A 25,897-nucleotide genomic window follows, 5' to 3' on the forward strand; every position below is an offset into this window, starting at 1 on the left:
CTGGAGCGGGAAACGAGACTCGAACTCGCGACCCCGACCTTGGCAAGGTCGTGCTCTACCAACTGAGCTATTCCCGCGCCGGTAACGTATAAAATTCTTCATCGTTACGGGGTGCGAATTATACGAGAATAATTTCCCTGCGCAAGCCCCGCAGATGATATTTTTCGTCTATCCGTGCTGACTGCTGGTTTAATCGGCAAATTGCTGAGTAATCCGCCTGTTTTCAGAGTTTAAGAAAATTTTCGCGGTAATAACGCAGCTCAGCCACCGATTCACGGATATCGTCCAGTGCCTGGTGGGTCCCTGTCTTTTTAAAACCCGGCAGAATTTCAGGTTTCCAGCGCCGCGCCAGCTCTTTTAATGTGCTGACATCAATAGCGCGATAATGGAACCATGCTTCAAGTTCCGGCATATATTTATATAAAAAACGGCGGTCCTGGCCGATACTGTTACCGCAAATAGGTGAAGCGTTCGCCGGTACCCACTGCTTCAAAAACTCCAGTGTTGCCAGCTCAGCAGCACGGTCATCGTGATTGCTGTTTCTGACACGTTCAACCAGCCCGCTCCCCGTATGGGTACGGACATTCCAGTCATCCATCAGGGCAAGCTGCTCATCTGACTGACGGACCGCAATAACCGGCCCTTCCGCCAGAATATTCAGGTCAGCATCGGTGACCAGGGTAGCAATTTCAATTATCCGATCCCGTTCCGGATCCAGTCCGGTCATTTCGAGATCGATCCAAATCAGGTTATTTTCCCTTGCTGTTGCCATGCTTATCTCTCACCGTTGCTAAAATCGTCTATTGATGACTATTAATGGTATCATAGCCGTTTTGTACCGTCGGGCGAAGTCCGGCACAACATGAGAGGAAGTGTGAGCAAAAATAAACTGTCAAAAGGTCAGCAACGCCGTGTCAATGCTAACCATCAGCGACGCCTGAAGCCACGTGTTGAGAAAGCGGAGCCGGATGACAGCCTTTTTGGTGAACCGCAGGAAGGTATCGTCATCAGTCGCCTGGGGATGCATGCCGACGTGGAAGACCACCAGGGAAATACCCTGCGCTGTAATCTTCGCCGTACTCTCCGTTCACTGGTCACCGGCGACCGTGTGGTCTGGCGTGCGCCGAAAAGCGGTACGGGGAAAGGTATTGTCGAAGCAGTACATGAAAGGACTTCGGTACTTAACCGTCCCGATTATTATGACGGCCTGAAACCTGTTGCCGCGAATATTGACCAGATAGTCATTGTGTCGGCTATCCTGCCAGAATTATCGCTGAATATTATTGACCGTTACCTGATTGCCTGCGAAACCCTGAATATCGCGCCATTACTGGTGCTCAACAAGACCGATTTACTGGACGAAGAAGCACGTCATTTTGTTGACCAGCAAATGGATATCTACCGCAATATCGGTTATCAGGTACTGATGGTATCCAGCCATAACCAGCAGGGGTTACAGCCTTTAGAGCAAGCGCTCACTGACAGAATCAGTATTTTTGCCGGACAGTCCGGCGTCGGGAAATCCAGCTTACTGAATACCTTGCTGGGACTGACAGTGGCTGGTGAAAATGAAATCCTGACCAACGAAGTCTCTGATAATTCAGGTCTGGGGCAACATACCACCACCGCAGCACGATTGTATCATTTTCCGAAAGGCGGCGACGTTATTGACTCGCCGGGAGTCCGGGAGTTTGGTCTCTGGCACCTCGATGCAGAACAAGTCACCCGCGGATTCGTCGAATTCGCTGACTATATTGGTCACTGTAAATTCCGTGACTGTAAACATGATACAGATCCGGGCTGTGCTATCCGCCAGGCAGTAGAAGACGGCAAAATTAATGAAATCCGCTTCGACAGCTATCACCGGATTCTGGAAAGTATGGCTTCAGTGAAAGTCAGAAAAAATTTTTCTGTCAGTGAGGACTGACTGACATAGCGGCGGGTTTCGCCATCTCATTAAGGCATCGCTCGCGTTCGCCTTTTTTATTTTAAACGTCGTGATTACGCCAGGAGGCAAAATGCTGGAACGAATCAAACTTGGCATTAACGCAATTTTACCCAAAAAACAGTTAACCGAACTGGCCGGGTGGGCAGCAAGCCGTCGCGGTGGCTGGCTGACCCGTACTCTGATTGATATTTTTGTCTGGTATTACAAAGTTGATATGTCAGAGGCTGCACAGAAGAACACCTCTGCCTACCCGACATTTAATGATTTCTTTGTCCGCCCCCTTAAAGAAGGTGCGCGGCCTGTCGATAATAACCCGAACCACCTGATTCAGCCCGCCGATGGTGCTGTGAGTCAGGCCGGACGGATTGAAGAAGACCAGATTTTTCAGGCCAAAGGCCATTATTACTCTCTGCAAGCCTTACTGGCGGGTAACGACACGCGGGCTGCCGACTTCCTGAACGGCCAGTTTATTACGACCTACCTTGCTCCGCGCGACTATCACCGTGTTCATATGCCATGTAATGGTATTTTACGAGAGATGGTCTATGTCCCCGGCGATCTGTACTCGGTTAACCCGTTAACTGCACGCAATATCCCGAATCTGTTTGCCCGTAACGAGCGGGTTATCTGTTATTTCGATACAGACTTTGGCCCTATGGCTCAGATTCTGGTCGGTGCCACCATTGTCGGCAGTATCGAAACTGTCTGGGCAGGAACGATTACTCCGCCACGCGAAGGTGTGATCAAACGCTGGCATTATCCGGCAGCGGATGCTGAAGGCGCCGTAGTGCTACTGAAAGGCGACGAGATGGGCCGCTTTAAACTGGGCTCTACGGTAATTAACTTGTTTGCCCGCAATAAAGTTATCTTCAGTGAGTCTCTGGAAGCCGAAACGAAAACCCGTCTCGGCCAGCCACTGGCTACCCCGTATACGGATATCAGCACCGACAGCACTGTCACAGGATAAACCGGAGAACGATAACGTGCGCGCGATTGTGGTTTTACTGCTGGGATTAACGCTCAGTTTTTCACTGTATGCGGCCTCTGTTCCTGATGCAACACAGCTAAAACAGGCACTGGAAGAGGCCAGAAGCGCTAAAATCAGTGCCGCCCAGACCGAGCAGGTACAGTTATTACAGGCTGCACTTGAGTCTATCGATCAGCGCACGGCGTCTCTTGAACAGGCTCGTCAGTATCAGTCTGTTATTGATAATTTCCCTAAACTGTCTAAACAACTGAGGCAGCAAATTGCCTCAGTCACAGATAACCCTAAAACCGTTAACCCGTCGCTTAATAGCAGTGACCTGGAACAGGAAATCCTGCGGGCCAGTAGCCAGTTACTGGAAGAAGGCCGTCAGGCTCAGCAGGAACAGGATCGGGCACGGGAAATCAGCGACTCGTTAACCCAGCTGCCTCAGCAGCAAACAGAAGCCCGCCGAGCTCTGGCTGACAGTGATCGCCGTATCCAGGGTCAGCAAACTGCGGCGACCCGGCTGGGACAGGCCAGAGTCTGGGCCAGAGAGGCCGGAAATGCAGCCAGTAAAGCGCGGGTAAATGAGCTGGAGCTGGCACAGTTGTCTGCCAGTAACCGTCAGGAACTTGCCCGCCTGCGGGCCGAGCTCCACCAGAAAACGATGTCACAACTGGATGCCTATCTGCAGGCATTGCGTAATCAGCTAAATAATCAGCGTCAGCAGGAAGCCCAGCAGGCGCTGGAGCGTACCGAGCAGTTAGCAGAGAACAGCGGCGAACTTCCGCCGGGGATCAGCGAACAGTTCAATATTAACCGTGATCTTTCAGCGGACCTCAATCAGCAGGCCCAGCGTATGGATCTGGTGACCTCCCAGCAGCGGCTGGCGGCTAACCAGACATTACAGGTTCGTCAGGCCCTCAGCACGTTACGTGAACAGTCACAATGGCTGGGAGAGTCCAATTTACTGGGAGAAGCATTGCGGGCACAGGTGGCCCGTTTACCGGAAGTGCCTAAGTCGCAACAGATTGACAGTGAAATGGGAGAGTTACGGGTTCAGCGTCTCCACTATGAAGATCTGCTTAATCGTCAGGCAAGTCTGCATTCACTGACCCAGGAAAACGGTACAGCACTGACCAGTGAGCAGGTAAAGATTCTTGACGCCCAGTTAAAAACCCAGCGGGAATTACTCAATTCACTGATTTCGGGATGTGATTCGCTGATCCTTGAAATTACCAAGCTGAAAGTAGCTAACACACAGCTACAGGATGCTCTGAACGATGTCAAAGATGCCACCCATCGTTATCTGTTCTGGACCGCTGATGTCGGCCCGGTCACTCTGCATTATCCGGTGCAGGTTGCCCAGGACTTATCCCGGTTGCTGTCACTGGATACCTTTGGCCAGCTGGGTAAGGCCTTTATGATGATGTTCACTGCCAGGGAGTCGATTATTCCGGTGGTGGGCGCATTATTCCTGGTGGCGATAAGTCTCAGTTCCCGCCGCCATTACCGGGCCTTTCTGGCGCGCGCGGCCTCTAAAGTCGGTAAAGTAACACTGGACAGTTTCAGTCTGACTGTACGTACGGTGTTCTGGTCGATTCTGGTCGCCCTGCCCCTGCCGGTGCTATGGGCTGCGCTCGGTTACGGCCTGCAACATGCCTGGCCCTATCCTATCGCGGTCGCCATTGGCGACGGGGTAACCGCAACCCTGCCGGTATTATGGGCATTTATGATCAGTGCATCGTTTGCCCGGCCTCACGGGCTGTTTATTGCTCATTTCCGCTGGCCGCAGGCCAGTGTGGCCAGAGCAATGCGCTACTATTCGCTGACCGTCGGGGTCATTGTCCCTTTGATCATGGTGCTGATTACTTTCGATAATCTGGATGACAGACAGTTTTCTGCTTCACTCGGCCGCCTGAGCTTTATTCTTATCTGTATCGCCCTGACTGTCGTCACTAATGCCCTGAAACGGGCCGGCCTGCCGCTTTATTTTGACAGGCAGGGCAACAGCGACAATATGACTAACACCCTGCTGTGGGATGTCATGATGGCTATCCCGCCTATCGCAGCACTGGCATCCTGTGTCGGTTATCTGGCAACAGCGCAGGCCCTGCTTGCCCGGCTGGAAAGTTCACTGGGCATCTGGTTTGTACTGCTGGTGATTTATCATATTATCCGTCGCTGGATGCTGATTCAGCGACGCAGAATTGAATTCGACCGTGCACGGCAAAAACGTGCCGATATGCTGGCCAGCCGTGCCCGCAGCGGAGAAGAAGAAAAGGAACACCACGGTTCTGCCACAGAAGCGCCTGACATTGAAGAGCCGGTGGTGGATCTTGATACCATCAGTGCGCAATCACTGCGGCTGGTACGTTCTCTGCTTACCCTGGTCGCTCTGGTATCCCTGATTCTGCTGTGGTCAGAACTGCATTCGGCATTCTCTTTTCTGGAAAATATTCCGTTATGGGATGCCGGTTCAGGGACTGCCGCCGGTGAAACTATTCAGTCTGTGACTCTCGGGGCGGTACTGATTGCCATTCTGGTACTGATTATCACCCTGCAGCTGGTGCGGAATATGCCGGCCCTGCTGGAACTGGCAATATTACAACATCTCAGCCTGACCCCGGGGACCGGATATGCTATTACCACCCTGACCAAATATCTGTTAATGATCATCGGGGTAATGACAGCATTTTCTATGCTGGGAATAGACTGGGCAAAACTGCAATGGCTGGTCGCCGCCTTAGGTGTCGGGCTGGGCTTCGGACTACAGGAGATTTTTGCAAACTTTATTTCCGGCCTGATTATTTTGTTCGAAAAACCGATCCGCATCGGCGATACCGTAACTATCCGTGAACTGACCGGCACCATTTCCCGCATCAATACCCGGGCAACCACCATCACAGACTGGGATCGTAAAGAGATTATTGTGCCAAACCGGGCATTTATTACCGAACAGTTTGTGAACTGGTCATTGTCCGATGCTGTTACCCGTGTGGTTCTGACCATTCCGGCCCCTGCTCACGTTAACAGTGAACTGGTCACCCGGGTGCTGAAACAGGCAGCTGAACGCTGCAGTTACGTACTCAGTACCCCACCGCCGGAGGCCTTTCTGGTCGATCTTCAGCAAGGGATACAGTTATTTGAATTGCGTATTTATGCGGCCGAAATGGGGCACCGCATGCCATTACGTCATGAGCTTCATCAGTTAATTTTGCATGGTTTCGCGCAAAACGACATTGAGATGCCCTTCCCGCCATTCCAGGTGCGGATGGAAAAGGTCGGCAGTGCATTACCGGGCAGCCAGGGAACACCTGCGACCAAAACTTATAAATCAGGCGGACTATAAATTCGGGGAGAGTTACTGGCCCGGAAGAATTCAGGGCCAGTGGCTGTCAGCAGCGATCAACAGGGAAAGCGATCACCTCACTCAGCGATGTGGCTTTCAGTGCCAGCATAATCAGGCGGTCGACCCCCAGCGCAACTCCGGAACAATCGGGCATGCCATACTCAAGGGCTGCCAGCAAAAACTGATCTATCGGTTGTTCAGGCAGTCCCCGCGCGACACGACGCCGGTTGTCCTGCTCAAAACGCTGCCGCTGCTCATCGCCGTTAGTCAGTTCACGAAAGCCATTTGCCAGTTCGATGCCTTTGTAATAGACCTCAAAACGCTCAGCAACACGGTGGTCTTCGGTACTGATTTCGGCCAGTGAGGCCTGTGATGCCGGGAAGTGGTACACAAATGCCGGTTTATCCTGACCAATATGGGGTTCAACACCCAGCATAAATAACAGCTGCAATAGGGTGTCAATATCATCTTCAGATGCGGCTAAATCACCGGCTCCCAGGCTAGCAGCCACCGCCACTAACGCATCTTTATCCGCAGACAACGGATCAATGTTCAGGCAACGAATAAATGCCTGCTGATAAGACAGTGTTTCGCCACTGTCACATTCCAGAATCTGCTGCAGAAGATCATCCACTTCATTCATCAGCCGGTACATATCATAGTGCGGACGGTACCATTCCAGCATGGTGAATTCAGGATTATGATGCCGGCCGGCTTCTTCGTTACGGAAACTGCGGTTCATCTGATATATAGGGCCACTGCCGGCGGCCAGTAACCGCTTCATATGATATTCAGGGCTGGTCATAAGCCACAGGTCACGGCCCTCAGAGGCCCCCGGGCCGACAAACCGGGTACGGAAAGGCACCAGATGAATATCGGTCACCGTTGCCTGGCTCATGGCTGGAGTATCTACTTCAAGGACACCGCGATCTGCAAAAAAACGCCGGATATCCGCCAGAATAGCCGCACGTTTAAGTAGATTAGCTACCGGGGCGCTGGGTTGCCAGGTTGCGGTTTCGTTCATCTGTAGTACTCCTGATCTGACAAAAGGGAGGCAGTCTACATGCATGCAACTTAAACGACAAACAATCTTGTCCTATGACCGGTCTGAATACAGGACAAAAAAGGTGACAGCCGCTCACCCAGCGACCAGCCAGCCGCAGGCCTCCGCCAGCCAGTAAAATTGCTCCGTGAGAGCATAAAGAGAATACAGGGATATTCTGTCAGCGGAGCGACATAACAACCGGCATCCGTCGAAGATGAACTGATAGCCTGTCAATCCGGCAGTAAAACAGCAGACAACACAGCAGCCATCAGGTGCGCTTTGTCCGCGTTTTATTCAGCGACTCTGGAGATAGCATTACCGAGGTGCGAAACATCCTCACCAAAACCATGAAAGGTATTACATCCGCTCAGGACTGATGTCAGTAAACAGAGTAACAGGATCTGCAGGCTGCGTTTTTTCATTTTCTTCAATCCGTCATGCAGGCGCACCGCTGCGATGCGATGCGCCTGACAGACTTACTTAACGCGTGATACGTATTCGCCGGAACGGGTGTCAACTCTAATGACTTCACCAATCTGAACGAATAATGGTACTTTGACTACCGCACCGGTTGTCAGGGTTGCAGGTTTACCACCGGTACCGGCAGTATCACCTTTCAGGCCGGGATCGGTCTGGGTAATTTCTGCTTCGATAAAGTTCGGCGGAGTGATAGCGATCGGGTTACCGTTCCACAGAGTAACGATACATTCTGCCTGATCCTGCAGCCATTTACCGTTTTCGCCTACAGCTTTCTCATCCGCAGCCAGCTGTTCGAAGGTATTGTTATTCATGAAGTGCCAGAACTCACCGTCGTTGTACAGATAAGTCAGAGTCACATCAACAACATCCGCACCTTCAGCAGAGTCAGTAGACTTGAACGTTTTTTCGATCAGTTTACCGGTCAGCAGACGACGCATTTTTACACGGGCAAAAGCCTGACCTTTACCAGGTTTAACAAACTCACTCGCTTCGATGGCATAAGGTTCGCCATCAAACATAATTTTAAGACCGTTACGAAAATCGTTGCTAGAATATGTTGCCATGAAGGCCCTCGACATATGGATACTGGACTAAGCCAAAAAAATGGCAAACATTGTAACCCTAAATACCCCCTCCAGAGAAGATTGGTTGCATCAACTTGCGGAAGTTGTCACCGAACCTGATGAATTACTGAAACTTTTAAATCTGGAACACCTGCCGGCACTGAGTGCCGGAGCCGATGCACGCCGGTTATTTGCCTTACGGGTACCGCGTGCTTTTATCCGGCGGATGGAAAAAGGCAATCCGGATGATCCGTTATTACGCCAGGTACTGACTCTGCAGGAAGAGTTTATTGTCACCCCCGGCTACAGTACCGATCCGCTGGAAGAGCAGCAAAGCGCGGTCCCCGGCGTACTGCATAAGTACCGTAACCGGGCGTTATTACTGGTCAAGGGCGGCTGCGCGGTGAACTGCCGTTATTGTTTCCGCCGCCATTTCCCTTATCAGGATAATCAGGGAAATAAGCGAAACTGGCGCGCTGCGCTGGACTATATTCGCCAGCATCCGGAACTGGATGAAATTATTTTTTCCGGCGGTGACCCGTTGATGGCCAAAGATCATGAACTGGACTGGCTGATCAGCGAACTGGAGTCAATACCGCATATTCGCCGGCTAAGGATCCACAGCAGGCTGCCGGTCGTTATTCCGGCACGGATTACTGATGGCCTGTGTCAGCGTCTGACCGGCACAAGGCTGCAGGTCATTATGGTGACCCATATTAACCATGCCAATGAGATAGACCAGCCACTGAAAGATGCCATGGGTCTGCTGAAAAAAGCAGGTGTGACCCTGCTGAATCAAAGCGTGTTATTACGCAGGGTGAACGATGATGCCGGGACGCTGGCGGCGCTGAGTAACGCCCTGTTTGACTCCGGCATTTTGCCCTATTATCTGCACGTATTAGATAAAGTTCAGGGCGCTGCACATTTTTATGTCTCTGATGATCAAGCACGACAAATCATGCGCCAGTTGCTGACGCAAGTATCAGGCTATATGGTGCCAAAACTGGCCCGGGAAATCGGCGGGGAGCCAAGCAAAACCCCCCTGGATTTACAACTAAGACAAAACTGAAAGAGAATATTTACTGATCAAACGCAGCTAAACTGCGTCATAAAACCTCTATTATCCCCGCCACGGCTTGTCCGGGGCTGTCAATTGCCCGGACAACGTTGTTTTGTTGCGCCTGTCCGGCACAACGCGAAAAACGATATCTAAGGATAATTTATGAAAAGAACAGTAACTGCCCTGAGCCTGACCTTAGTTTCTCTGCTGACGATTAATGCTGCCAGTGCCGCAGAAAGTTGTGCTGATAAGCGCGCTTCTATCGAGAAAGAAATCAGCTATGCGCGCCAGCATAACAACACCTTTAAACTGGCGGGGCTGCAGAAAGCACTCGATGAAGTGAATACCCATTGTACTGCCGCATCAGTGCGTAACGATGCACAGCAGGCGGTGAGAAAGGCCGAAAAGAAACTGAGCGAAAAACAGAATGATTTGCGGGAAGCTGAACAGGATTTGAACCAGGCCATTGCCCGTGACAACAAAAGCAAAATTAATAAATATCAGGAAAAAGTGACTGAGAAAAAACAGGACCTCGAGAAACTGACCCGCCATCTTGATCAGCTGAATAGTGAACTGAACTCACTGAAATAATACTACTGCGACAGACAGAGGCCCTGCTTCCGTCTGTCCCTGTCGGTGCGCGGGGAAAGTCCCCGCCACTACCGCGACTATTCAGACAGTGTTACGGGCATTTATAAATCTGTCCCGACATTTTTGTCGCCACCGGCACAAAACTGGAGACAATCGACAGTCCCGGGGTGCTGGCACCATAGATCACATTACCGCCCATTTCGGCCGCTTTATTACGCAAGTCATTTGCCGCACCGCGCATGGAACTGCCCCCCTCAGCCCCCTGACCTGATAACCAGTTACTTTGTTCCCCGATGGCATTACCGAGGAATTTACACTGTGCAGAAGGCTGCTCATCGACAAAACGGACACTCTGACCACTGGACGTCAACTGATTACCGGCAGAACTACATCCCGTCAACATTGCAGCAGCCAGAAACAGCCCTGCAGAGATTTTTAAACGCATATTCTTCCTCATTATTTTCGTTATGCCAGAACCGACAACCATGGCAGCATTTAACCAGAGAGAGGGAAATATAATCCGCAATAGTGTTTTACACCATAGCGTCTGACAAATTAAAAAACCAGCCACATAATGCACTGGCACACAATCTCCGTCTGATACGGAGCCTGACTGTTATAACACAAGTTTATGACGAAAAAAAAAGACCCGGATCCAAAGGATACCGGGTCTGCGGATGAACAATGAAACAATCAGACAGCAGCAATGCCCTGACCGACTGCGGTTGTACTTACCCGCAGGTAAGTACAGCCGGTATTACATCATGCCGCCCATGCCGCCCATGCCACCCATACCGCCGGCAGCACCTAAGTCAGCTTTGTCTTCTTTCGCCAGGTCAGTCACCATGCACTCGGTAGTGATCATCAGACCAGCAACAGATGCAGCATACTGCAGCGCTGAACGGGTAACTTTGGTCGGATCCAGGATACCGAAGTCGATCATGTTACCGTACTCTTCGGTTGCTGCGTTGTAACCGAAGTTACCTTCACCGTTCTTCACTTTGTCAGCCACAACAGAAGGTTCTTCACCGGCGTTGTCGACGATCTGACGCAGCGGAGCTTCCATCGCACGCAGTGCCACGCGGATACCCACGTTCTGGTCTTCGTTCTGACCAGTCAGCTCTGCAATCTGTGCAGCGACACGTACCAGAGCAACACCACCACCGGCAACCACGCCTTCTTCAACTGCTGCACGGGTTGCGTGCAGAGCATCTTCAACGCGGGCTTTTTTCTCTTTCATTTCAACTTCAGTCGCTGCGCCGACTTTCAGCACGGCAACACCACCGGCCAGTTTCGCTACGCGCTCCTGCAGTTTTTCTTTGTCATAATCAGACGTTGCTTCTTCGATCTGCTGACGGATCTGAGTCACACGACCCTTGATTGCAGATTCGTCACCGATACCATCAATGATAGTGGTGGTGTCTTTGCTGATAACAACACGTTTAGCCTGACCCAGATCTTCCAGGGCAGCTTTTTCCAGCTCCATACCGATCTCTTCAGAGATAACAGTGCCACCGGTCAGGATAGCGATATCCTGCAGCATTGCTTTACGACGGTCACCGAAGCCTGGTGCTTTAACCGCAGCAACTTTCACGATACCACGCATGGTGTTAACAACCAGAGTTGCCAGCGCTTCACCTTCAACATCTTCTGCAATGATCAGCAGGGGTTTGCTTGCTTTAGCAACCGCTTCCAGTACTGGCAGCAGCTCACGGATGTTAGAGATTTTCTTATCCGCTAACAGGATGAAAGGCTGTTCCAGTTCAACGGCACCGGTTTCCGGTTTGTTGATGAAGTAAGGAGACAGGTAACCACGGTCGAACTGCATACCTTCAACCACGTCCAGCTCGTCCTGCAGACCGGTACCTTCTTCAACGGTGATAACACCTTCTTTACCGACTTTTTCCATCGCCTGAGCAATCAGAGTACCGACAGACTCGTCAGAGTTTGCAGAGATAGTACCTACCTGAGCAACGGCTTTAGAATCAGAACAAGGAACAGACAGGGCTTTCAGTTTTTCAACTGCAGCAACGACAGCTTTATCGATACCACGTTTCAGGTCCATCGGGTTCATACCCGCAGCAACTGCTTTCAGACCTTCGTTAACGATAGACTGAGCCAGAACGGTCGCAGTGGTAGTACCATCACCGGCCGCGTCGTTAGCTTTAGAAGCAACTTCTTTAACCATCTGTGCACCCATGTTTTCGAACTTGTCTTCCAGCTCGATTTCACGCGCAACAGAAACACCATCTTTAGTGATGGTCGGTGCACCAAAAGATTTATCCAGCACAACGTTACGGCCTTTCGGGCCCAGGGTAACTTTTACTGCATCTGCCAGTACGTTAACACCACGCAGCATTTTCACCCGCGCGTCATTACCAAATTTTACGTCTTTAGCTGCCATTTGAGATATTCCTTAAATTTAGTTCGTTGGTGGAATAGATTGCCGGATTACTCGGTTACCACGGCCAGGATGTCGTTTTCTGAAATGATCAGCACTTCCTGGTTATCAATTTTCTCAGTTTTAGCGCCGTAACCTTCGTTGAAAATAACGACATCACCCACTTTCACGTCCAGTGGTTTAACTTCGCCGCTTTCAAGAATGCGGCCATTGCCTACGGCCAGCACTTCACCACGGGTAGATTTCCCCGCAGCAGAACCGGTCAGAACGATGCCGCCAGCAGATTTAGCTTCTACTTCTTTACGCTTGACGATAACGCGATCGTGCAATGGACGAATAGTCATTTTGATAGCTCTCCTTTGAAATGCCCAGTCACTGGTTTATTTAGGTTGAATACCGGCCGTTCAGGCATCGGCTTCATGCAACCAGAGATAGGGTCAGGGGAAGAACCTTTCAAGGGTAAAAAAAATAATTTTTTTAATTTGGATAACAATCACTGTTTCCCATGAGATTGCAGAACAGTCTGCCGCATTATGGGCATAACTGGCCTTCGGGACACCATAAAATGCTGAATTTATCTGTAACCGTAACAAAAAGGGCGGCATTCCGCCGCCCCCGAAAAAACCGTTCAAATCCAGCCCCCCCACCTGCGGGACCAAAGCCAGAGCCTAACGGTTATCTGAAGAGTGATCATCTTTATGTTCGATCACATGCTGGTTTTTACGTTCAAACTCGCCTTCAACGGTAAAACCGCCGTCATTCGCCGCCGCTCCTCCGCCGCGCCAGACTTTCAGGTAAGGCATCACTTTGAGGGTCAGATGTTTTTGTACCGGCGGCAACAACAGCAACAATCCCAGGAAATCAGTAAAGAAGCCCGGCAGGACCAGTAAAAATCCGGCAATGATTAATGACACACTTTTGGTCATTTCGGCGGCCGGATTTTCGTGACGGGCCAGCTTCTCCTGTAACAACATAAAATTCTTCACGCCCTGATTTTTCACCAGCGAAATGCCGATAGCAGAGGTAAAGATCACCAGTATCAGCGTCAGTAATACACCAATAACATGGGCTACCTGGATAAACAGTGAAATTTCTACCCAGGCAAGCAGGAAAAAGAAAATAAACGGTAACCAGCGCACGGCGGTCTCCTGTAAGTAACGCCCGTGCTACAGCAGGGCTGAAAAATCAATAACATCCTCAGGATGATAGTTTGATAGATGGGTATAACAAAAAGTGATTTCAACCATTGCCGGTAAATTCGTTATAACTAACTCTCCGTGAGTCTGTACGCTTTACCGGCCTGCAGTCATTTACAGCCGGCGGCTGTTTTTAGCGGTTATGTTATAAACAAGTGACTATAAAGTGATCTGTGTTGCTTATTTTTTCTGTAAACAGAATATCATCGTGCGGATGAACTGATATACAGATAAAATTCCGGTATCAGTGGTACACAATAAATACTCACACTCTCTGCGGCACACAGCTTTAGTAAGAAAGCACAATAAGAAGGTTATCATGGTTAACAACATTCGTATCGAAGAAGACCTGCTCGGTATGCGCGAGGTTCCGGCGGATGCTTATTATGGAATTCACACGCTACGCGCAATAGAAAATTTCTATATCAGTAGCAGTAAAATCAGTGACATACCAGAGTTTGTTCGCGGCATGGTGATGGTGAAAAAAGCAGCAGCCATGGCTAACAGGGATCTGCAGACCATCCCGCGTCATATTGCAGAAACACTGATTAAAGCCTGTGATGAAGTACTGAATAACGGTACCTGTATGGACCAGTTCCCGGTCGATGTCTATCAGGGCGGTGCCGGTACCTCTGTCAATATGAACACCAATGAAGTGCTGGCCAATATTGGTCTGGAACTGATGGGACATAATAAAGGCGAATATCAATATCTTAACCCGAATGACCACGTCAATATGTGTCAGTCGACCAATGATGCTTACCCGACAGGCTTCCGTATTGCTGTGTATAATTCACTGCTGAAGCTGGTCGATGCTATCAATGCACTGTCTGAGGGTTTTCAGCGTAAAGCCGAAGAATTCCAGACTGTCCTGAAAATGGGGCGTACCCAGCTTCAGGATGCGGTCCCTATGACCCTCGGTCAGGAGTTTCACGCATTCAGCGTGCTGCTGAAAGAAGAGACCCGCAGCATTATGCGTACTGCCGAACTGTTGCTGGAAGTTAACCTCGGCGCAACCGCTATTGGCACACGGCTGAACACCCCAGACGGTTATCAGCCACTGGCAGTGAAATATCTGGCCGAAGTCAGCCGGTTACCGGTGGTTGCTGCCGAAGACCTGATTGAGGCGACCTCAGACTGTGGTGCCTACGTTATGGTGCATTCGTCACTGAAACGGCTGGCCGTTAAACTGTCTAAAATCTGTAATGATCTGCGTCTGCTCTCCTCCGGCCCTCGTGCTGGTCTGAATGAAATTAATTTACCGCAGTTACAGGCCGGATCATCGATCATGCCAGCCAAGGTCAACCCGGTGATCCCTGAAGTCGTTAACCAGGTGTGTTTTAAAGTCATAGGCAACGACACCACCGTCACAATGGCTGCCGAAGCCGGTCAGCTGCAGCTGAATGTGATGGAGCCGGTAATTGGTCAGGCTGTTTTTGAATCCATTTCCATTCTCAGCAATGCCTGCTTCAATTTACTGGAAAAATGCGTTACCGGCATTAGCGCTAACCAGCAGATTTGTGAGTCTTATGTATTCAGCTCCATCGGGATCGTGACGTATCTGAACCCTTATATCGGTCACCATAACGGCGATATTGTCGGTAAAATTTGTGCTGAAACCGGAAAAAGTGTCCGTGAAGTTGTGCTGGAACGAGGTCTGCTGACCAATGCTCAGCTGGATGATATTTTTTCAGTCGAAAACCTGATGCACCCGGTATATAAAGCCAGACGTTATACGGAAGATAACCAGTAATCCCCCGCGGCCTGATGCCAGTGCATCAGGCCCTATCCTGTCACCGTTCAGCTCTTTTCTGAATATTTCTGTTACCCTCTGTCTTCTGTTGCTGCTGAAAAAAAATGCTATCATGCCCCCCTGACTCAGGAGTGAGCAATGAATCCTTGTTCTGCCATTATTGTGTTATGTTCTGCCCCCGACAAGGCTACGGCGACCGCCCTGGCCCGACTGGCCATCCGCCGTAAGCTTGCCGCTTGCGTTAATCTCCTGCCGGGCGTGACCTCGATGTACACCTGGCAGGACCAGTTGGAATGTTCCGAAGAAGTACAGTTGATCTTCAAAAGTGATACGGAACATCAACAGGACTTACTGTCACTGCTGAAACAGGCCCATCCTTATGATGTCCCTGAATTACTGGTGATCCCTGTTCAACACGGAGATAGTGAATACTTGTCATGGTTGCACGCCTCACTCGCCTGATTTTTCTGGCAGTTACATTATTCAGCCTGCAGACGCAGGCTGCCTTATTCGATAATGGCTCATCACCTCGCTTTGTTACGGTGAATCAGGCCTTTGGCTTTGACTTTAGCCAGAATAACAACCGCGTCCTGCTGAAGTGGCAGGTAAAGTCCGGCTATTACCTGTACCGCCAGCAAATCAGTATCGTTGCGGCCAACGCGACTATTGCCAGCATAGATCTGCCACAGGGCCAGCCTCATGAAGATGAGTTTTTTGGTAAAAGCCAGATCTTCCCCGAAGACCTGCAAGTTCCGGTGATACTGAAGAGTACCGGGCCGGCAGCCAGCCTGAAAGTCAGCTACCAGGGTTGTGCAGCAGCAGGGTTCTGTTATCCGCCGGAAACCCGGGAAATTCCCCTGTCACAAATCACGGCGGACAGCCCCTCCCCTGAGCCTGCCGCCAGTGTCCCGGCCACGGCTTCCGGGGCCGGTATACCTTCGTCACGCCTGCCGTTTTCTCCGTTCTGGGCTTTATTGATCGGTATTGGTATTGCCTTCACTCCCTGTGTTTTGCCGATGTATCCGTTAATCTCGGCAATTATCCTCGGTGGCCGTCGCGATATCTCTGCATCACGTATACTGCTGCTGGCCTTCATTTATGTGCAGGGTATGGCGGTCACTTATACACTGATGGGCATTATTGTGGCCGCCGCCGGATTACGTTTTCAGGCCACATTACAGAGTCCGCTGGTACTGCTGACACTCTCTGCCGTTTTTATCCTGCTGGCATTATCAATGTTTGGCCTGTTCTCTTTGCAACTGCCGGCATCACTGCAGACACGGCTGGCGCTATTCAGTAACCGGCAAAAAAGCGGCTCTGCCGGCGGCGTATTTCTGATGGGGGCCGTAGCCGGTTTAATTTGCTCCCCCTGCACCACCGCACCTCTTAGCGCAATTCTGCTGTATATCGCACAGAGCGGTAATATGCTGGCCGGTGGCGGGACCCTGTATTTATATGCCCTGGGTATGGGGCTGCCGTTAATTATCGTCACCCTGTTTGGCAATAAACTGTTGCCTAAGAGCGGCCCGTGGATGCAGTCAGTCAAAGAAGGTTTTGGCTTTGTTATTCTGGCGTTACCGGTCTTTCTGATTGAACGTATTGTCGGGGACGTCTGGGGGCTACGGCTATGGAGTCTGCTGGGTGTAGCCTTTTTTGGCTGGGCTTTTGCCCTGAGTCTGAGAAGTCCGAAAGGCTGGGTACGGATATTACAAATTTTATGGCTACTGCTGGCATTAGTCGCGGCGCGTCCGCTACAGGACTGGGCATTTTCTGCCGCGCCGACTAATAACAGCGGAGATCAGTCTCCTGTATTCCACAACATCAGCAACATTGCCGGTCTGCAACAACAGCTGAGTCAGGCACAGGGCAAAATCACAATGGTTGATCTTTATGCCGACTGGTGTGTTGCCTGTAAAGAATTCGAGAAATACACCTTTACAGACCCGCAAGTCCGGCAGGAGTTTGCACAATATCAGCTGGTACAGGCAAACGTTACTGCCAATACCGCACAGGATAATGCGCTGCTGACTCAACTGAACGTGCTGGGGCTCCCGACCCTGCTGTTTTTTAATGCCCGCGGTAATGAAATCCCGGACTCACGGGTCACCGGATATATGAATGCCGGAGAATTTCTGGCACATTTACAGAAGCTTCGCGCTGAATAACATCATCCAGATGCGCCGGCAGTGGCCGGTGCTGCATTTACGGAGGTTAATGTGTCGCAGGAACAGATACTTGAGCAGGTATTACTTTTACTGGAACAACAGGGCCTGGCGGCCGCCGGCAACCTGAAACAGCAATTACAGGCCCGGGGAGCAGAACTCCCTGAACAGACCTCTGAAGAGCTGTTATTACGCGATGCCCTCGACTTTCACGGCCGGCAGATCAGCGAATGGCGCGAACGGATAACACAGGACGAAGCACTGACCAGCAGCCAGAAATTACTGATGCGTTACACTTTGCTTGAGGAACATGTCCGCCGTGGCCGTTTCCCGGGCTGTCTGTTTATTGCTGCCTGCAGTATTTACCCGGCGCCACACCACCCGATACATCAGGTGGCAGAGCAACAAAAACAGGCCTCCTGGCAATATACCCACCGGCAGCTAACCGCCCTGGAACTGGATAATCCGACGATGGTCACCGACCAGCTGGAACTGGTGCTGGAGGGTTGTCTGAGTAAACTACTGGTTAAACGTAATCTTCAGGATATTGCCACCGCCCGCCGGCTGGCAGAAGATATTCTGCAAGTGGCATTGTGCCGCCAGAACGGTGCTCTCAGCTGACCACCGCTTGCCAGGGCTGTTATCTTCAGGCCGCTCTGGTACCCTTAATCAATCAAGGCCCGGGCCTGTCATAATTGCCTGCCGGTAAATAATGGGTCACCATATCCTCCCCCGCTTGCCAGCGATGCAGTAACAAACCCGCAGGTTCCATGATAAAACAAGCTGCTGCCTGTCTGGTAAAATCCGGGGCGGCCTGATGAGAGGTTCCCGGTGCAGAGCACATCAGAGTATTGCCTGAATGGCTGACCATATAACGATCTGCATGATCACACAGCCGTCGAATGCCTGACTACTCAAGCTTTCCGGTCAGTTATTTGCTGATAATTAATCATATAGGTACAGACGTGATCACTGTCAGGTAAAAAGCCTGTGCAAAGACATTAATCGGGATTCCCCGGCAGAATATCTGCCCGTCAGCGCATCTATCCGTGGCGATAGTAAAGTAAAAGTCAGTAAAATAGCCGTTTTCGTATATAAAGCAATCAGTCAGTGCGATTTTAGCATTTCCTGCAGTAAAAAGAGTTGACGCATCAGGGCCATTACGGTTTAATGCGCCCCGTTGCCCGAATAGCTCAGTCGGTAGAGCAGGGGATTGAAAATCCCCGTGTCCTTGGTTCGATTCCGAGTTCGGGCACCACTATTTACAAGGCCTCGCAGAAATGCGGGGCTTTTTCGTTTCTGCTGTATGGTCTATTTATGGTCCTTCCCCGGGGTGTCTTTTGCTTCACCCTCCCTCCCTCCTGGTTCTGACAGTCACAACCGTCTTTTTCGTACCTTTTCCCGCTGTTGTACTGATTTCCCTGACACTGTGTCAGTGTGGGTTCCGGTCTGTGTCAGTTTTACCCTCTGTATTACTCTGCTTGTTTCTCACTGTTTTACGGTCCTCCTACGGTCCTGCTCTGGCGTTTAGTGTCACTCACTCAATATCAGAATGTGAAATCACGGGGGGACGGGGGAGCTGTGTTAGCTACTGATTTATATGTATTTTTCAATATTCCCTGCAGGGGGTTCACAGGGGAAGTCCCCTGAGCCTCCGGGGGGTGACGGTTTTCCCCCGATAGTCGCGGGGGTTTCCTCGGATATTCCACGTCATGCATTACTGATTTTTCAGTGCCAATTCTTACAGTTAATGCACTTTCCCCGTTTCCCCGTACTGCGCACACTGATACCGGAATGCAGCATAAGACAGACACATATTATTTCTGTGCAGCTACTGACAGTCTGGTTTTCCGGTCTGTCATCCTCAGTGAAAAGGAGTGTGTATGTCATCACCTACCCGGTTTCGTTTTACCAATACCCTTATCAGAACACTGCCTCCTCATCCGGCAGATTCCCGCAGTACGGATTGTGAATACAGTGATACCGAAGCTTCAGGTCTGAAGTGTTTAGTCGGTAAAAATCAGGGCTCCCGTCGTTTTCTGTTTCGCTATCTTTATCATGGCAGAAAGCGTGCGATTGCAGTGGGCCACTGGCCTGATATCGATGTCAGTACAGCCCGAAAGATTGTTACAGAACACAAACGGTTACTGGCAACCGGCGGGGACCCCAAAGCCTCTAAAGATGCAGCACGGCATGAGCTTACTCTGGATGAGCTGTTTTATGATTACTATCTTCCTGTAGCAAAGCAGTCCAAAGCCAGCTGGAACAAAGATAATCAGCGTTTCCGTGACCATATTCAGCCGGTACTCGGGTACTACCGTCTTTCTGATATTACCCCTTCACAGGTCCTTACGCTGCAACAGAAGCTCATGCCCTCACTGGCAGCAGCCACCTGTAACCGGGTCATTGTGTTGGTAAAAGCCCTCTATACGTGGGCAGGGCGTCAGGGGTTAACGAATGTCCATCCGGCGAAGAATATTGCCTTATTGCGTGAAAATAACGCCCGTCAGCGCTATTTCTCTGAGCAGGAGATACGGCAGATATTCCGGTCGGCAGCAGAGGATAACAATCAGGTGGCAGCGACCTATATCCGGTTACTGTTACTCACCGGTTTGCGACGGGATGAACTGAGGCTGGCCAGACGGGAGCATATTGATTTTGTACAACGCACTCTCTGGCTGCCTGTGACCAAAAATGGTCAGGGACGGATTGTGCACCTGAATGCCCCGGCCATGGCATTACTGAAGATACTTCCTGCTCCCGGAGGTAACCCCTGGGTATTTGCCGGTAAAGAAGAAGGGAAGCCACTGGCAAACCCGGTGAAGGCTTTTCATCGTATTGTGAAACGGGCAGGTATTTTCGATAAAGATGTTTGCCTGCATACCTGTCGGCATACGGTTGCAGCACTTATCGTCTCTCACGGGGGAACGCTTTACGATGTGCAGGTACAACTGGGGCACCGGAGCAGTCAGTCATCACAACGTTATGCTCATCTGCATCCGCAGCGTTTGCGCCATACCAGTCAGTTGCTGGCTGAGCGTATCGCGCTGCCTTTGTGATTGTCGGGTATAAAAAAAGCAGAGGGATAACCTCTGCTTTTCTGTCTTTTCCGGGTCTGTACTTCTCTAGCTGAAATCACTGTTCATAAAGCTGCGATGGATATGATAGTAGTCCTGCTCCATCCCTCTTCTTTTTCTTTTTTTGAAGTGCCCCTCACTTTCAGGAGTCAGGTATCCGTTATCACACAGTGCCTTCGCGCCCTGTGCCACACTCATATTATGCTTTGCACAGAGTGCTGAAAAAGCATCCTTATAGATGAGAATATCCGTGGTCTTTGCATCCAGAAAGCCACTCCGGCTGCTCACCAGCAGGTCATCTTTGATACCCAGTGTACTGAACTGCACATGCAGGTTGTTCAGTAGCCAGGTACGCAAGGCCGTCATGAAAGATGTTTCAGGATCATACCGACTCTGGGTATTGTTCTGCCAGTGGTAGGCCAGCATGAGCACAGATTCTTCAATCTGCTCTTCCGTAAAAGGCAGAATACCCCATTGTACCGCCAGTTTCCCGGCCACAGAGACCAGTGCAAAACGTTTCATCGCGCGCTTCTGGATAGCACTCAGGCTGATGGCTTTATCGTCATCATCATCGTCACTTTCTTCAAGCTGACTGATAAAACTCTCAGTTTCATCAGTTATCATTTGATGCAGTTGCTGGCGAATGTTGTCTGCCGGTAGCAGAACACCATTGTCATCTTTTTGTGTCAGAAAGTGGCTGATAAACAGCTTCCCTGCGGTCCCGTAGTATTCTGACAGCCCTGATTTCAGCGTGTCTGCCCAGCCAATGAGCGCCTCCATAGAGACGTCCTCATCTTCAGCCAGTAAAGAACGTGAATCTTCCGGCATCACTTCAAGACTGATAGTTCTGTGCTCCAGTCCTCCTGTCAGGACTTCTTTGTTTGAGGAAAGTTTCTCTGACACTGACATTTCACCGGAGGACAGGATGATGGTATTCCAGGTAAAGTTATCACGGACCTCTAGCGTTTTATCCATCCTGATTTTTGACTCACCTGACGTGATGTTATACAGCGTGGAGCTGAAGCCTCTGTTATTGTGAGCACCCAGCTCGTCAATGCAGGCCACAAGGCCTGAAAAGTCTGCCAGTGAACGCTCCAGAGCATTGGAGGTAGTATTCCAGCGTAAGATATTGGAGCCTTTCTGTCCGGGTTCATTCCCGGAACCGTGTACTGACATCGCAAGCTGCAACAGGATGGTTTTCCCGGTCGTTGAGCCGCCGTAAAAATGAAACATACTGATATCCATACCTGCCGGTTTCAGAAGCATGGAGGCCAGTGAGGCACTGAGCGCAAAGACCTGATGATAACCGTGCACATTTTCTCTGATGAGGGTCATCCATTGCTGATGAGTTCCGAGCGGAGCTATCATTTTATTTCTGCTCCCCTGTCCCACTAAAGAGACGAAACGGGTATTGTCCCGAACCAGGGGCATTGTCCCGTGCAGAAAGGCATCATAGCCCTCACTGAATCCCATCCCGTCAGTCACTATCACCCTGGGCAGAACCATACGCATTGCTTTGTGTACGAAACTTTCAAAATACTTCTGTGGCTGAGGACCGGACCCTAACCCGAATCCTGCGCTGATAAGCTCTGACAGTCCCCTGCCGTCTTTCCCGAAGGCACTCAGTCCGAGATGCTTGTACACAATTTTACCGGTAACATTAATGGTCATCAGACCAATCCCCAGATTGCCATCACCGGATTCGTTACTGTAGATACAGTAAGGAATGACCGGAGTTGAGCACAGCATTATGCCGTCACCCTTGGTGTATCTCAGCTCGTGAGGATAGTTTTCATACCCGTGAGGCAGCCCTGCAACGGAACCGGAATGACCGGATGTCCGGATCGTTTCCAGTATCTTTTTCGCGGTAATTTCGGGGTTATCCGCTTCAGTCAGATTTTCCTTAATACACTCAGGAAGTGCCTGTGTGAGTGTTATTTCAGCATTTGTTTTTTTCATCTTTTAAATCCATTATATGGGTGTTGCAGATAACAGGCTGGACTGGTGGGGACCTGATGCAGCCTGCTGCGGTTATGGACCTTTCGTAAGAAAGGTCCTGTTTTATGCCATCGCGCGGTTAATCACATCGTGATAGCGTGCAGGACTGGCATGAAGATAAATTTCGGTTACTTTGATAGTACTGTGCCCGAGTAAATCCTTTACGGTGTAAATGTCCGCACCGGATTCGATGAGTGTGGTGGCAAAGGTATGCCTGAGTTCGTGGATGGTGTAGTGCCTAATACCGGCAGATTCACACAGGGATTTTTGCAACCGGCGTGGCTCTGAGACCGGACCGTTATCAGCCTGATTAGGGAAAGTCCAGTCTTTATCGCCCAGGTACTGTTTTATCGTGGTCAGCAGGACAAAAGCTTTATCACATACCGGTACAACCCGCGTCTTACCGTTTTTTGTCCGTCTCAGCACAATCGTTTTTCGTGACCAGTCGATATCCGTCATTTTCAGATAGCGGGTTTCACCGAGACGCAAACCGGTCAGTCCGAGAAACATCAGTAAAGCAATTCCGGCATGCCCCGGATTCTGGTGATATTTTGCCTCGCAGACAGCCATCCACTGACGAAATTCTTCACGACTCATGGCTTTTCGCTGTGAAGTGGTCTCTGGCTGCATCCGGAGAAACTCTGCCGGACTTGCCGTGATATAGCGCATCCTACGGGCATAACTGAATACAGCCTTCAGCAGCGCCAGATGACGGTTCCGTGTGGACGGCCTGACAGGCAGTCCGGCGAGGTAGTGGGCAATATCGGATTCCTGCATGGCAGACAGTCTGATATTACCCAGCTGAGGTTCCAGATACTTTTTGATTTTTGACAGGTCAGTATGTGCCGAGCGTTTGGCTCCGGCAACCAGCACATCACGGACATAGTGCTGTAGCAGGCTGTTGAAGGTCATGTTATACACAGCACCGTAATGTCCGCTCATCACGGCAGCACGCTGACGCAGCTCAGCCTTTTTTGTCCGTACCCAGTGACGGGCTTCTTCCAGTGGCAGTTCACTGACTTTCCCTACAGGCAGGTAATGAGAAATTCCGCCGACGCTGGTACGAAGGATATAGGATGATGCACCGCCGGGTCTGAAGATGATTTTCAGGCCGGTTTCTTTGGCATCACTGATTTCAGTCACTTTAGACTGACAGGAAGACAGCAGTTGCAGTTCAGCAATCAGCTTTCGGGTGAAAGGGACAGGGCCTTTTACAGGCAAAGATACAGGTAACGTTTTCATGCACACATCTCTTCTGGTGAGTTATTCAGTCATTGAGATGCTGGCCAGCACTGCGGAGAATAGTAGGGTCCCTGAAAAAAAATATCAATCCACCCCTCCGGTGGCATGTTGCGTTATCGGCTGATTTTACCCCTGGACTTCCAGGGGGAAAGTTTTTTGCCCTGGAAGTCCAGGCGTGATTTTTTGGAAAAAAAAGTAAAAAACCGCCAAGCAACAGCACTAAATGTTAATTGGTAAATTGTTTATTGTTCGTTATGACACCGGATCTCAGCGTAACTCAGGCACATATTATTTTCAGGACATCACTTTTATGGACTGAAATTATGCAAACACTGTATTCACTTTCTCACCTTAACCGGCTTTCCCTTCCTTCGTCAGTCACTGCAGCATTACATCACCACCTGACCGAGCATTTTGACTCTCCTGCTCAGGCACAGGAATTCTGGTCATCGACCTGTACTGTACTGTGGCAGCTTAACAATAACGATACTCTCCCTGACGAAACACTTGTGCAGGTTGCTCTGAAGTACCCGGAGTATGTTTTATATCTGGAGGGTGGCTGGTATCTGTTACTCGGCATTGTCAGTGATGACGGTCAGGGGGTATATCTGCTGTTTCCTGCCACTACCCGTATCCCGGAATTAGCAGAACATATCAGGGAGGCGGAGCATGGCTAAAAATGTTAAAGCATTATCGTTGCCTGAAGATTCCGGAGAATATTGCACAGTATTCTGCGGCGAAACGGAGAAAATTAACCCTCACGCCAGAGGAAATATCACCTTTGCACTGGGGATACACTCAGCCACAAACACCCCGGTGCTTCGTCTCATTTCTAATCAGTGCAGTGGTCTCTTTTCCTCTGAATGGATAGAAATACCGGCAGTTGTGTCCCTTCTGGAGACTCTGAACGCGTCCTTTTCATCACAGGTATTCAGCACGCTGTTCAGCCATAAAAGTCGTAACAACCCCGGTTTTCTGGCCGCAGTGTTACGCAGCCCGGAAGTCTGTTTTATTGAGGAGGCACCGGGTACGGTATTTATGCACCAGTGCTTCCCTGACCTCATGCACAGAGCAGAGAAACTGAATCTATTCATTGCCGGTCGTCCGTCTGTGTGAACACTGAAATTTCTTTACTCCGGGAAATTCTCTCCCGGGGAATTATTTTTTGGAGGTATAGCGGGTATGACATCTTCTGTTTTCAGCTTCTGGTCATGGAAGAATCTGGCTATGTCACTGTGGGATAATCTTGATATGAACTGTATCAGGGAGCCTGCTGTCGGCGGCATAGTCCAGTGCGAGTTACTGTTTGATGTGACACTGCACAGCGGTATTTATGTTGGTAACGGGAAGATAGTTCACCTGGAAGGGGACGGAAACATCAGTTGCAGCACCGGTGAACAGTTTCTGAGACGATTAGGGGGCTTTAACTCAGCCATTTCGATTTATACCGATTGCAATGATATGACCCCTTCAGGACATACTGCAGCCAGGGACAGAGCATTATCGTGGGTGGGGAAGCCTTATCGATACCATCTTCTGAACTCGAACTGTCATCGTTTTACAGCACGTTGTCTCACAGGCGAATCCTGTAATGATGTATGTCTTGCGTCAGACCTGGACAGATTCCGTCGGGGTACCCACTGGCGGGTCTGGCGGCGCTGATTTACAGCCCGGTTCAGGCACTAAAACCATAACAGGTTATTAGACACTATTAACCCGGATTAGAGGAAAATAATCTAATGCTTATCCAACGTACTTATCAGCTGGTTGATGCCAGTGCCCGCTATAAAATTAACTTATGCGATTATCGACAGGCCATCACGCGTGCGGCAGAGCTATCGTTCAGAGAGTTATTCTGTGATATCGATGTACAGAGCACTTACTTCACACTGACTCTCGATAGTGATACACCCAAAGTAAAACACGGTTTACTGGTCAACTTTGGCAAAACCATCGCAAAACAAACGCATGGACTCTGTGAAGAAGCGATGCGTACCTATCAGAGTGACAAACACCCACCCAGTCGGCAGTTATTTCGCTGTTGTGAGTGATTTCAGCCCCT

General features: G+C 50.3%; 24 protein-coding genes and 2 tRNA genes. 15 read left to right on the forward strand and 11 right to left on the reverse strand.

Features of this window, described 5'->3' with window-relative positions:
• Nucleotide 1: 1 nt before the first annotated feature.
• Both JK211_RS04225 and orn read right to left on the reverse strand, forming a co-directional pair.
• Nucleotides 2–77 (reverse strand) — tRNA-Gly (locus JK211_RS04225).
• A 146-nt stretch (nt 78–223) separates the two neighbouring features.
• On the reverse strand, nt 224–772 hold the full coding sequence (gene orn, locus JK211_RS04230; RefSeq protein ID WP_212707433.1) for an oligoribonuclease: 549 nt from the start codon (nt 770–772) through the stop codon (nt 224–226).
• A gap of 102 nt (nt 773–874) precedes the next feature.
• Here orn and rsgA point away from each other — a divergent pair, with 102 nt between their 5' ends.
• The 3 genes from rsgA (at nt 875) to mscM (ending at nt 6,267) form a co-directional block, all read left to right on the forward strand.
• Nucleotides 875–1,927: a small ribosomal subunit biogenesis GTPase RsgA gene (gene rsgA / locus JK211_RS04235; RefSeq protein ID WP_212707434.1), complete on the forward strand. Its 1,053-nt coding sequence runs from the start codon at nt 875–877 to the stop codon at nt 1,925–1,927.
• 91 nt (nt 1,928–2,018) lie between these two features.
• Nucleotides 2,019–2,915 (forward strand): archaetidylserine decarboxylase, encoded by an 897-nt coding sequence (asd, locus tag JK211_RS04240; RefSeq protein ID WP_212707435.1) that lies wholly within the window; start codon nt 2,019–2,021, stop codon nt 2,913–2,915.
• 16 nt (nt 2,916–2,931) lie between these two features.
• Complete coding sequence (gene mscM / locus JK211_RS04245; protein WP_212707561.1) at nt 2,932–6,267, forward strand: miniconductance mechanosensitive channel MscM; 3,336 nt, start codon at nt 2,932–2,934, stop codon at nt 6,265–6,267.
• 46 nt (nt 6,268–6,313) lie between these two features.
• Here the strand turns inward: mscM and epmA are convergent, their stop codons facing one another.
• The 3 genes from epmA to efp all read right to left on the reverse strand — a co-directional run bounded on the left by epmA (nt 6,314) and on the right by efp (nt 8,355).
• Nucleotides 6,314–7,291: an elongation factor P--(R)-beta-lysine ligase gene (gene epmA / locus JK211_RS04250; protein WP_212707436.1), complete on the reverse strand. Its 978-nt coding sequence runs from the start codon at nt 7,289–7,291 to the stop codon at nt 6,314–6,316.
• A gap of 311 nt (nt 7,292–7,602) precedes the next feature.
• Nucleotides 7,603–7,734, reverse strand: a complete 132-nt coding sequence (locus JK211_RS04255; protein WP_212707437.1) for an entericidin A/B family lipoprotein — start codon at nt 7,732–7,734, stop codon at nt 7,603–7,605.
• Nucleotides 7,735–7,788: 54 nt separating this feature from the next.
• Nucleotides 7,789–8,355, reverse strand: coding sequence for an elongation factor P (gene efp, locus JK211_RS04260; protein ID WP_212707438.1), 567 nt, complete (start codon nt 8,353–8,355; stop codon nt 7,789–7,791).
• Nucleotides 8,356–8,395: 40 nt separating this feature from the next.
• Here efp and epmB point away from each other — a divergent pair, with 40 nt between their 5' ends.
• Both epmB and JK211_RS04270 read left to right on the forward strand, forming a co-directional pair.
• On the forward strand, nt 8,396–9,424 hold the full coding sequence (gene epmB, locus JK211_RS04265; protein ID WP_212707439.1) for an EF-P beta-lysylation protein EpmB: 1,029 nt from the start codon (nt 8,396–8,398) through the stop codon (nt 9,422–9,424).
• Nucleotides 9,425–9,577: 153 nt separating this feature from the next.
• A complete protein-coding gene (locus tag JK211_RS04270) occupies nt 9,578–10,006 on the forward strand; it encodes a DUF1090 domain-containing protein (RefSeq protein ID WP_212707440.1) in 429 nt (142 codons plus the stop codon).
• A 91-nt stretch (nt 10,007–10,097) separates the two neighbouring features.
• Here JK211_RS04270 and JK211_RS04275 read toward each other — a convergent pair whose 3' ends face one another.
• From JK211_RS04275 to JK211_RS04290, 4 genes are all read right to left on the reverse strand, one after another.
• On the reverse strand, nt 10,098–10,451 hold the full coding sequence (locus JK211_RS04275) for a DUF4156 domain-containing protein (protein WP_212707441.1): 354 nt from the start codon (nt 10,449–10,451) through the stop codon (nt 10,098–10,100).
• A 312-nt stretch (nt 10,452–10,763) separates the two neighbouring features.
• Nucleotides 10,764–12,410: a chaperonin GroEL gene (groL, locus tag JK211_RS04280; RefSeq protein WP_212707442.1), complete on the reverse strand. Its 1,647-nt coding sequence runs from the start codon at nt 12,408–12,410 to the stop codon at nt 10,764–10,766.
• A gap of 47 nt (nt 12,411–12,457) precedes the next feature.
• Complete coding sequence (locus tag JK211_RS04285) at nt 12,458–12,751, reverse strand: co-chaperone GroES (RefSeq protein ID WP_025901066.1); 294 nt, start codon at nt 12,749–12,751, stop codon at nt 12,458–12,460.
• A 324-nt stretch (nt 12,752–13,075) separates the two neighbouring features.
• A complete protein-coding gene (locus JK211_RS04290) occupies nt 13,076–13,546 on the reverse strand; it encodes an FxsA family protein (protein WP_212707443.1) in 471 nt (156 codons plus the stop codon).
• A gap of 376 nt (nt 13,547–13,922) precedes the next feature.
• Here JK211_RS04290 and aspA point away from each other — a divergent pair, with 376 nt between their 5' ends.
• The 6 genes from aspA (at nt 13,923) to JK211_RS04320 (ending at nt 20,577) form a co-directional block, all read left to right on the forward strand.
• Nucleotides 13,923–15,356, forward strand: coding sequence for an aspartate ammonia-lyase (aspA, locus tag JK211_RS04295; RefSeq protein ID WP_212707444.1), 1,434 nt, complete (start codon nt 13,923–13,925; stop codon nt 15,354–15,356).
• 138 nt (nt 15,357–15,494) lie between these two features.
• Nucleotides 15,495–15,818, forward strand: a complete 324-nt coding sequence (gene cutA / locus JK211_RS04300) for a divalent cation tolerance protein CutA (RefSeq protein WP_212707445.1) — start codon at nt 15,495–15,497, stop codon at nt 15,816–15,818.
• Nucleotides 15,794–17,521, forward strand: coding sequence for a protein-disulfide reductase DsbD (locus tag JK211_RS04305; RefSeq protein ID WP_212707446.1), 1,728 nt, complete (start codon nt 15,794–15,796; stop codon nt 17,519–17,521). Before cutA ends, JK211_RS04305 begins: the two co-directional genes overlap by 25 nt.
• Nucleotides 17,522–17,572: 51 nt before the next feature.
• On the forward strand, nt 17,573–18,139 hold the full coding sequence (locus JK211_RS04310; RefSeq protein WP_212707447.1) for a transcriptional regulator: 567 nt from the start codon (nt 17,573–17,575) through the stop codon (nt 18,137–18,139).
• A 561-nt stretch (nt 18,140–18,700) separates the two neighbouring features.
• Nucleotides 18,701–18,776: transfer RNA gene (locus tag JK211_RS04315), tRNA-Phe, on the forward strand.
• A gap of 625 nt (nt 18,777–19,401) precedes the next feature.
• Nucleotides 19,402–20,577 (forward strand): site-specific integrase, encoded by a 1,176-nt coding sequence (locus tag JK211_RS04320; protein ID WP_212707448.1) that lies wholly within the window; start codon nt 19,402–19,404, stop codon nt 20,575–20,577.
• Between the two features lie 66 nt (nt 20,578–20,643).
• On the opposite strand, the gene JK211_RS04325 is transcribed toward JK211_RS04320, so the two are convergent.
• Together JK211_RS04325 and JK211_RS04330 are read right to left on the reverse strand one after the other, a co-directional pair.
• Nucleotides 20,644–22,554 carry a DUF927 domain-containing protein gene (locus tag JK211_RS04325; protein ID WP_212707449.1) on the reverse strand — a complete coding sequence of 637 codons (1,911 nt, stop codon included), beginning with the start codon at nt 22,552–22,554 and terminating at the stop codon, nt 20,644–20,646.
• A gap of 102 nt (nt 22,555–22,656) precedes the next feature.
• Nucleotides 22,657–23,835 (reverse strand): site-specific integrase, encoded by a 1,179-nt coding sequence (locus JK211_RS04330; protein ID WP_212707450.1) that lies wholly within the window; start codon nt 23,833–23,835, stop codon nt 22,657–22,659.
• Nucleotides 23,836–24,158: 323 nt separating this feature from the next.
• Here JK211_RS04330 and JK211_RS04335 point away from each other — a divergent pair, with 323 nt between their 5' ends.
• The 4 genes from JK211_RS04335 to JK211_RS04350 all read left to right on the forward strand — a co-directional run bounded on the left by JK211_RS04335 (nt 24,159) and on the right by JK211_RS04350 (nt 25,886).
• Complete coding sequence (locus JK211_RS04335) at nt 24,159–24,512, forward strand: hypothetical protein (protein ID WP_212707451.1); 354 nt, start codon at nt 24,159–24,161, stop codon at nt 24,510–24,512.
• The gene (locus tag JK211_RS04340; RefSeq protein WP_212707452.1) at nt 24,505–24,951 is read left to right on the forward strand and encodes a hypothetical protein; all 447 of its coding nucleotides are present in this window, start codon (nt 24,505–24,507) and stop codon (nt 24,949–24,951) included. Before JK211_RS04335 ends, JK211_RS04340 begins: the two co-directional genes overlap by 8 nt.
• 66 nt (nt 24,952–25,017) lie before the next feature.
• Nucleotides 25,018–25,497: a lecithin retinol acyltransferase family protein gene (locus tag JK211_RS04345; protein WP_249213755.1), complete on the forward strand. Its 480-nt coding sequence runs from the start codon at nt 25,018–25,020 to the stop codon at nt 25,495–25,497.
• 77 nt (nt 25,498–25,574) lie between these two features.
• Complete coding sequence (locus JK211_RS04350) at nt 25,575–25,886, forward strand: hypothetical protein (RefSeq protein ID WP_212707453.1); 312 nt, start codon at nt 25,575–25,577, stop codon at nt 25,884–25,886.
• Nucleotides 25,887–25,897 lie beyond the last annotated feature (11 nt).

This window comes from Tatumella sp. JGM130, assembly GCF_018257525.1.
In the GTDB taxonomy this organism is placed as follows: domain Bacteria; phylum Pseudomonadota; class Gammaproteobacteria; order Enterobacterales; family Enterobacteriaceae; genus Tatumella; species Tatumella punctata.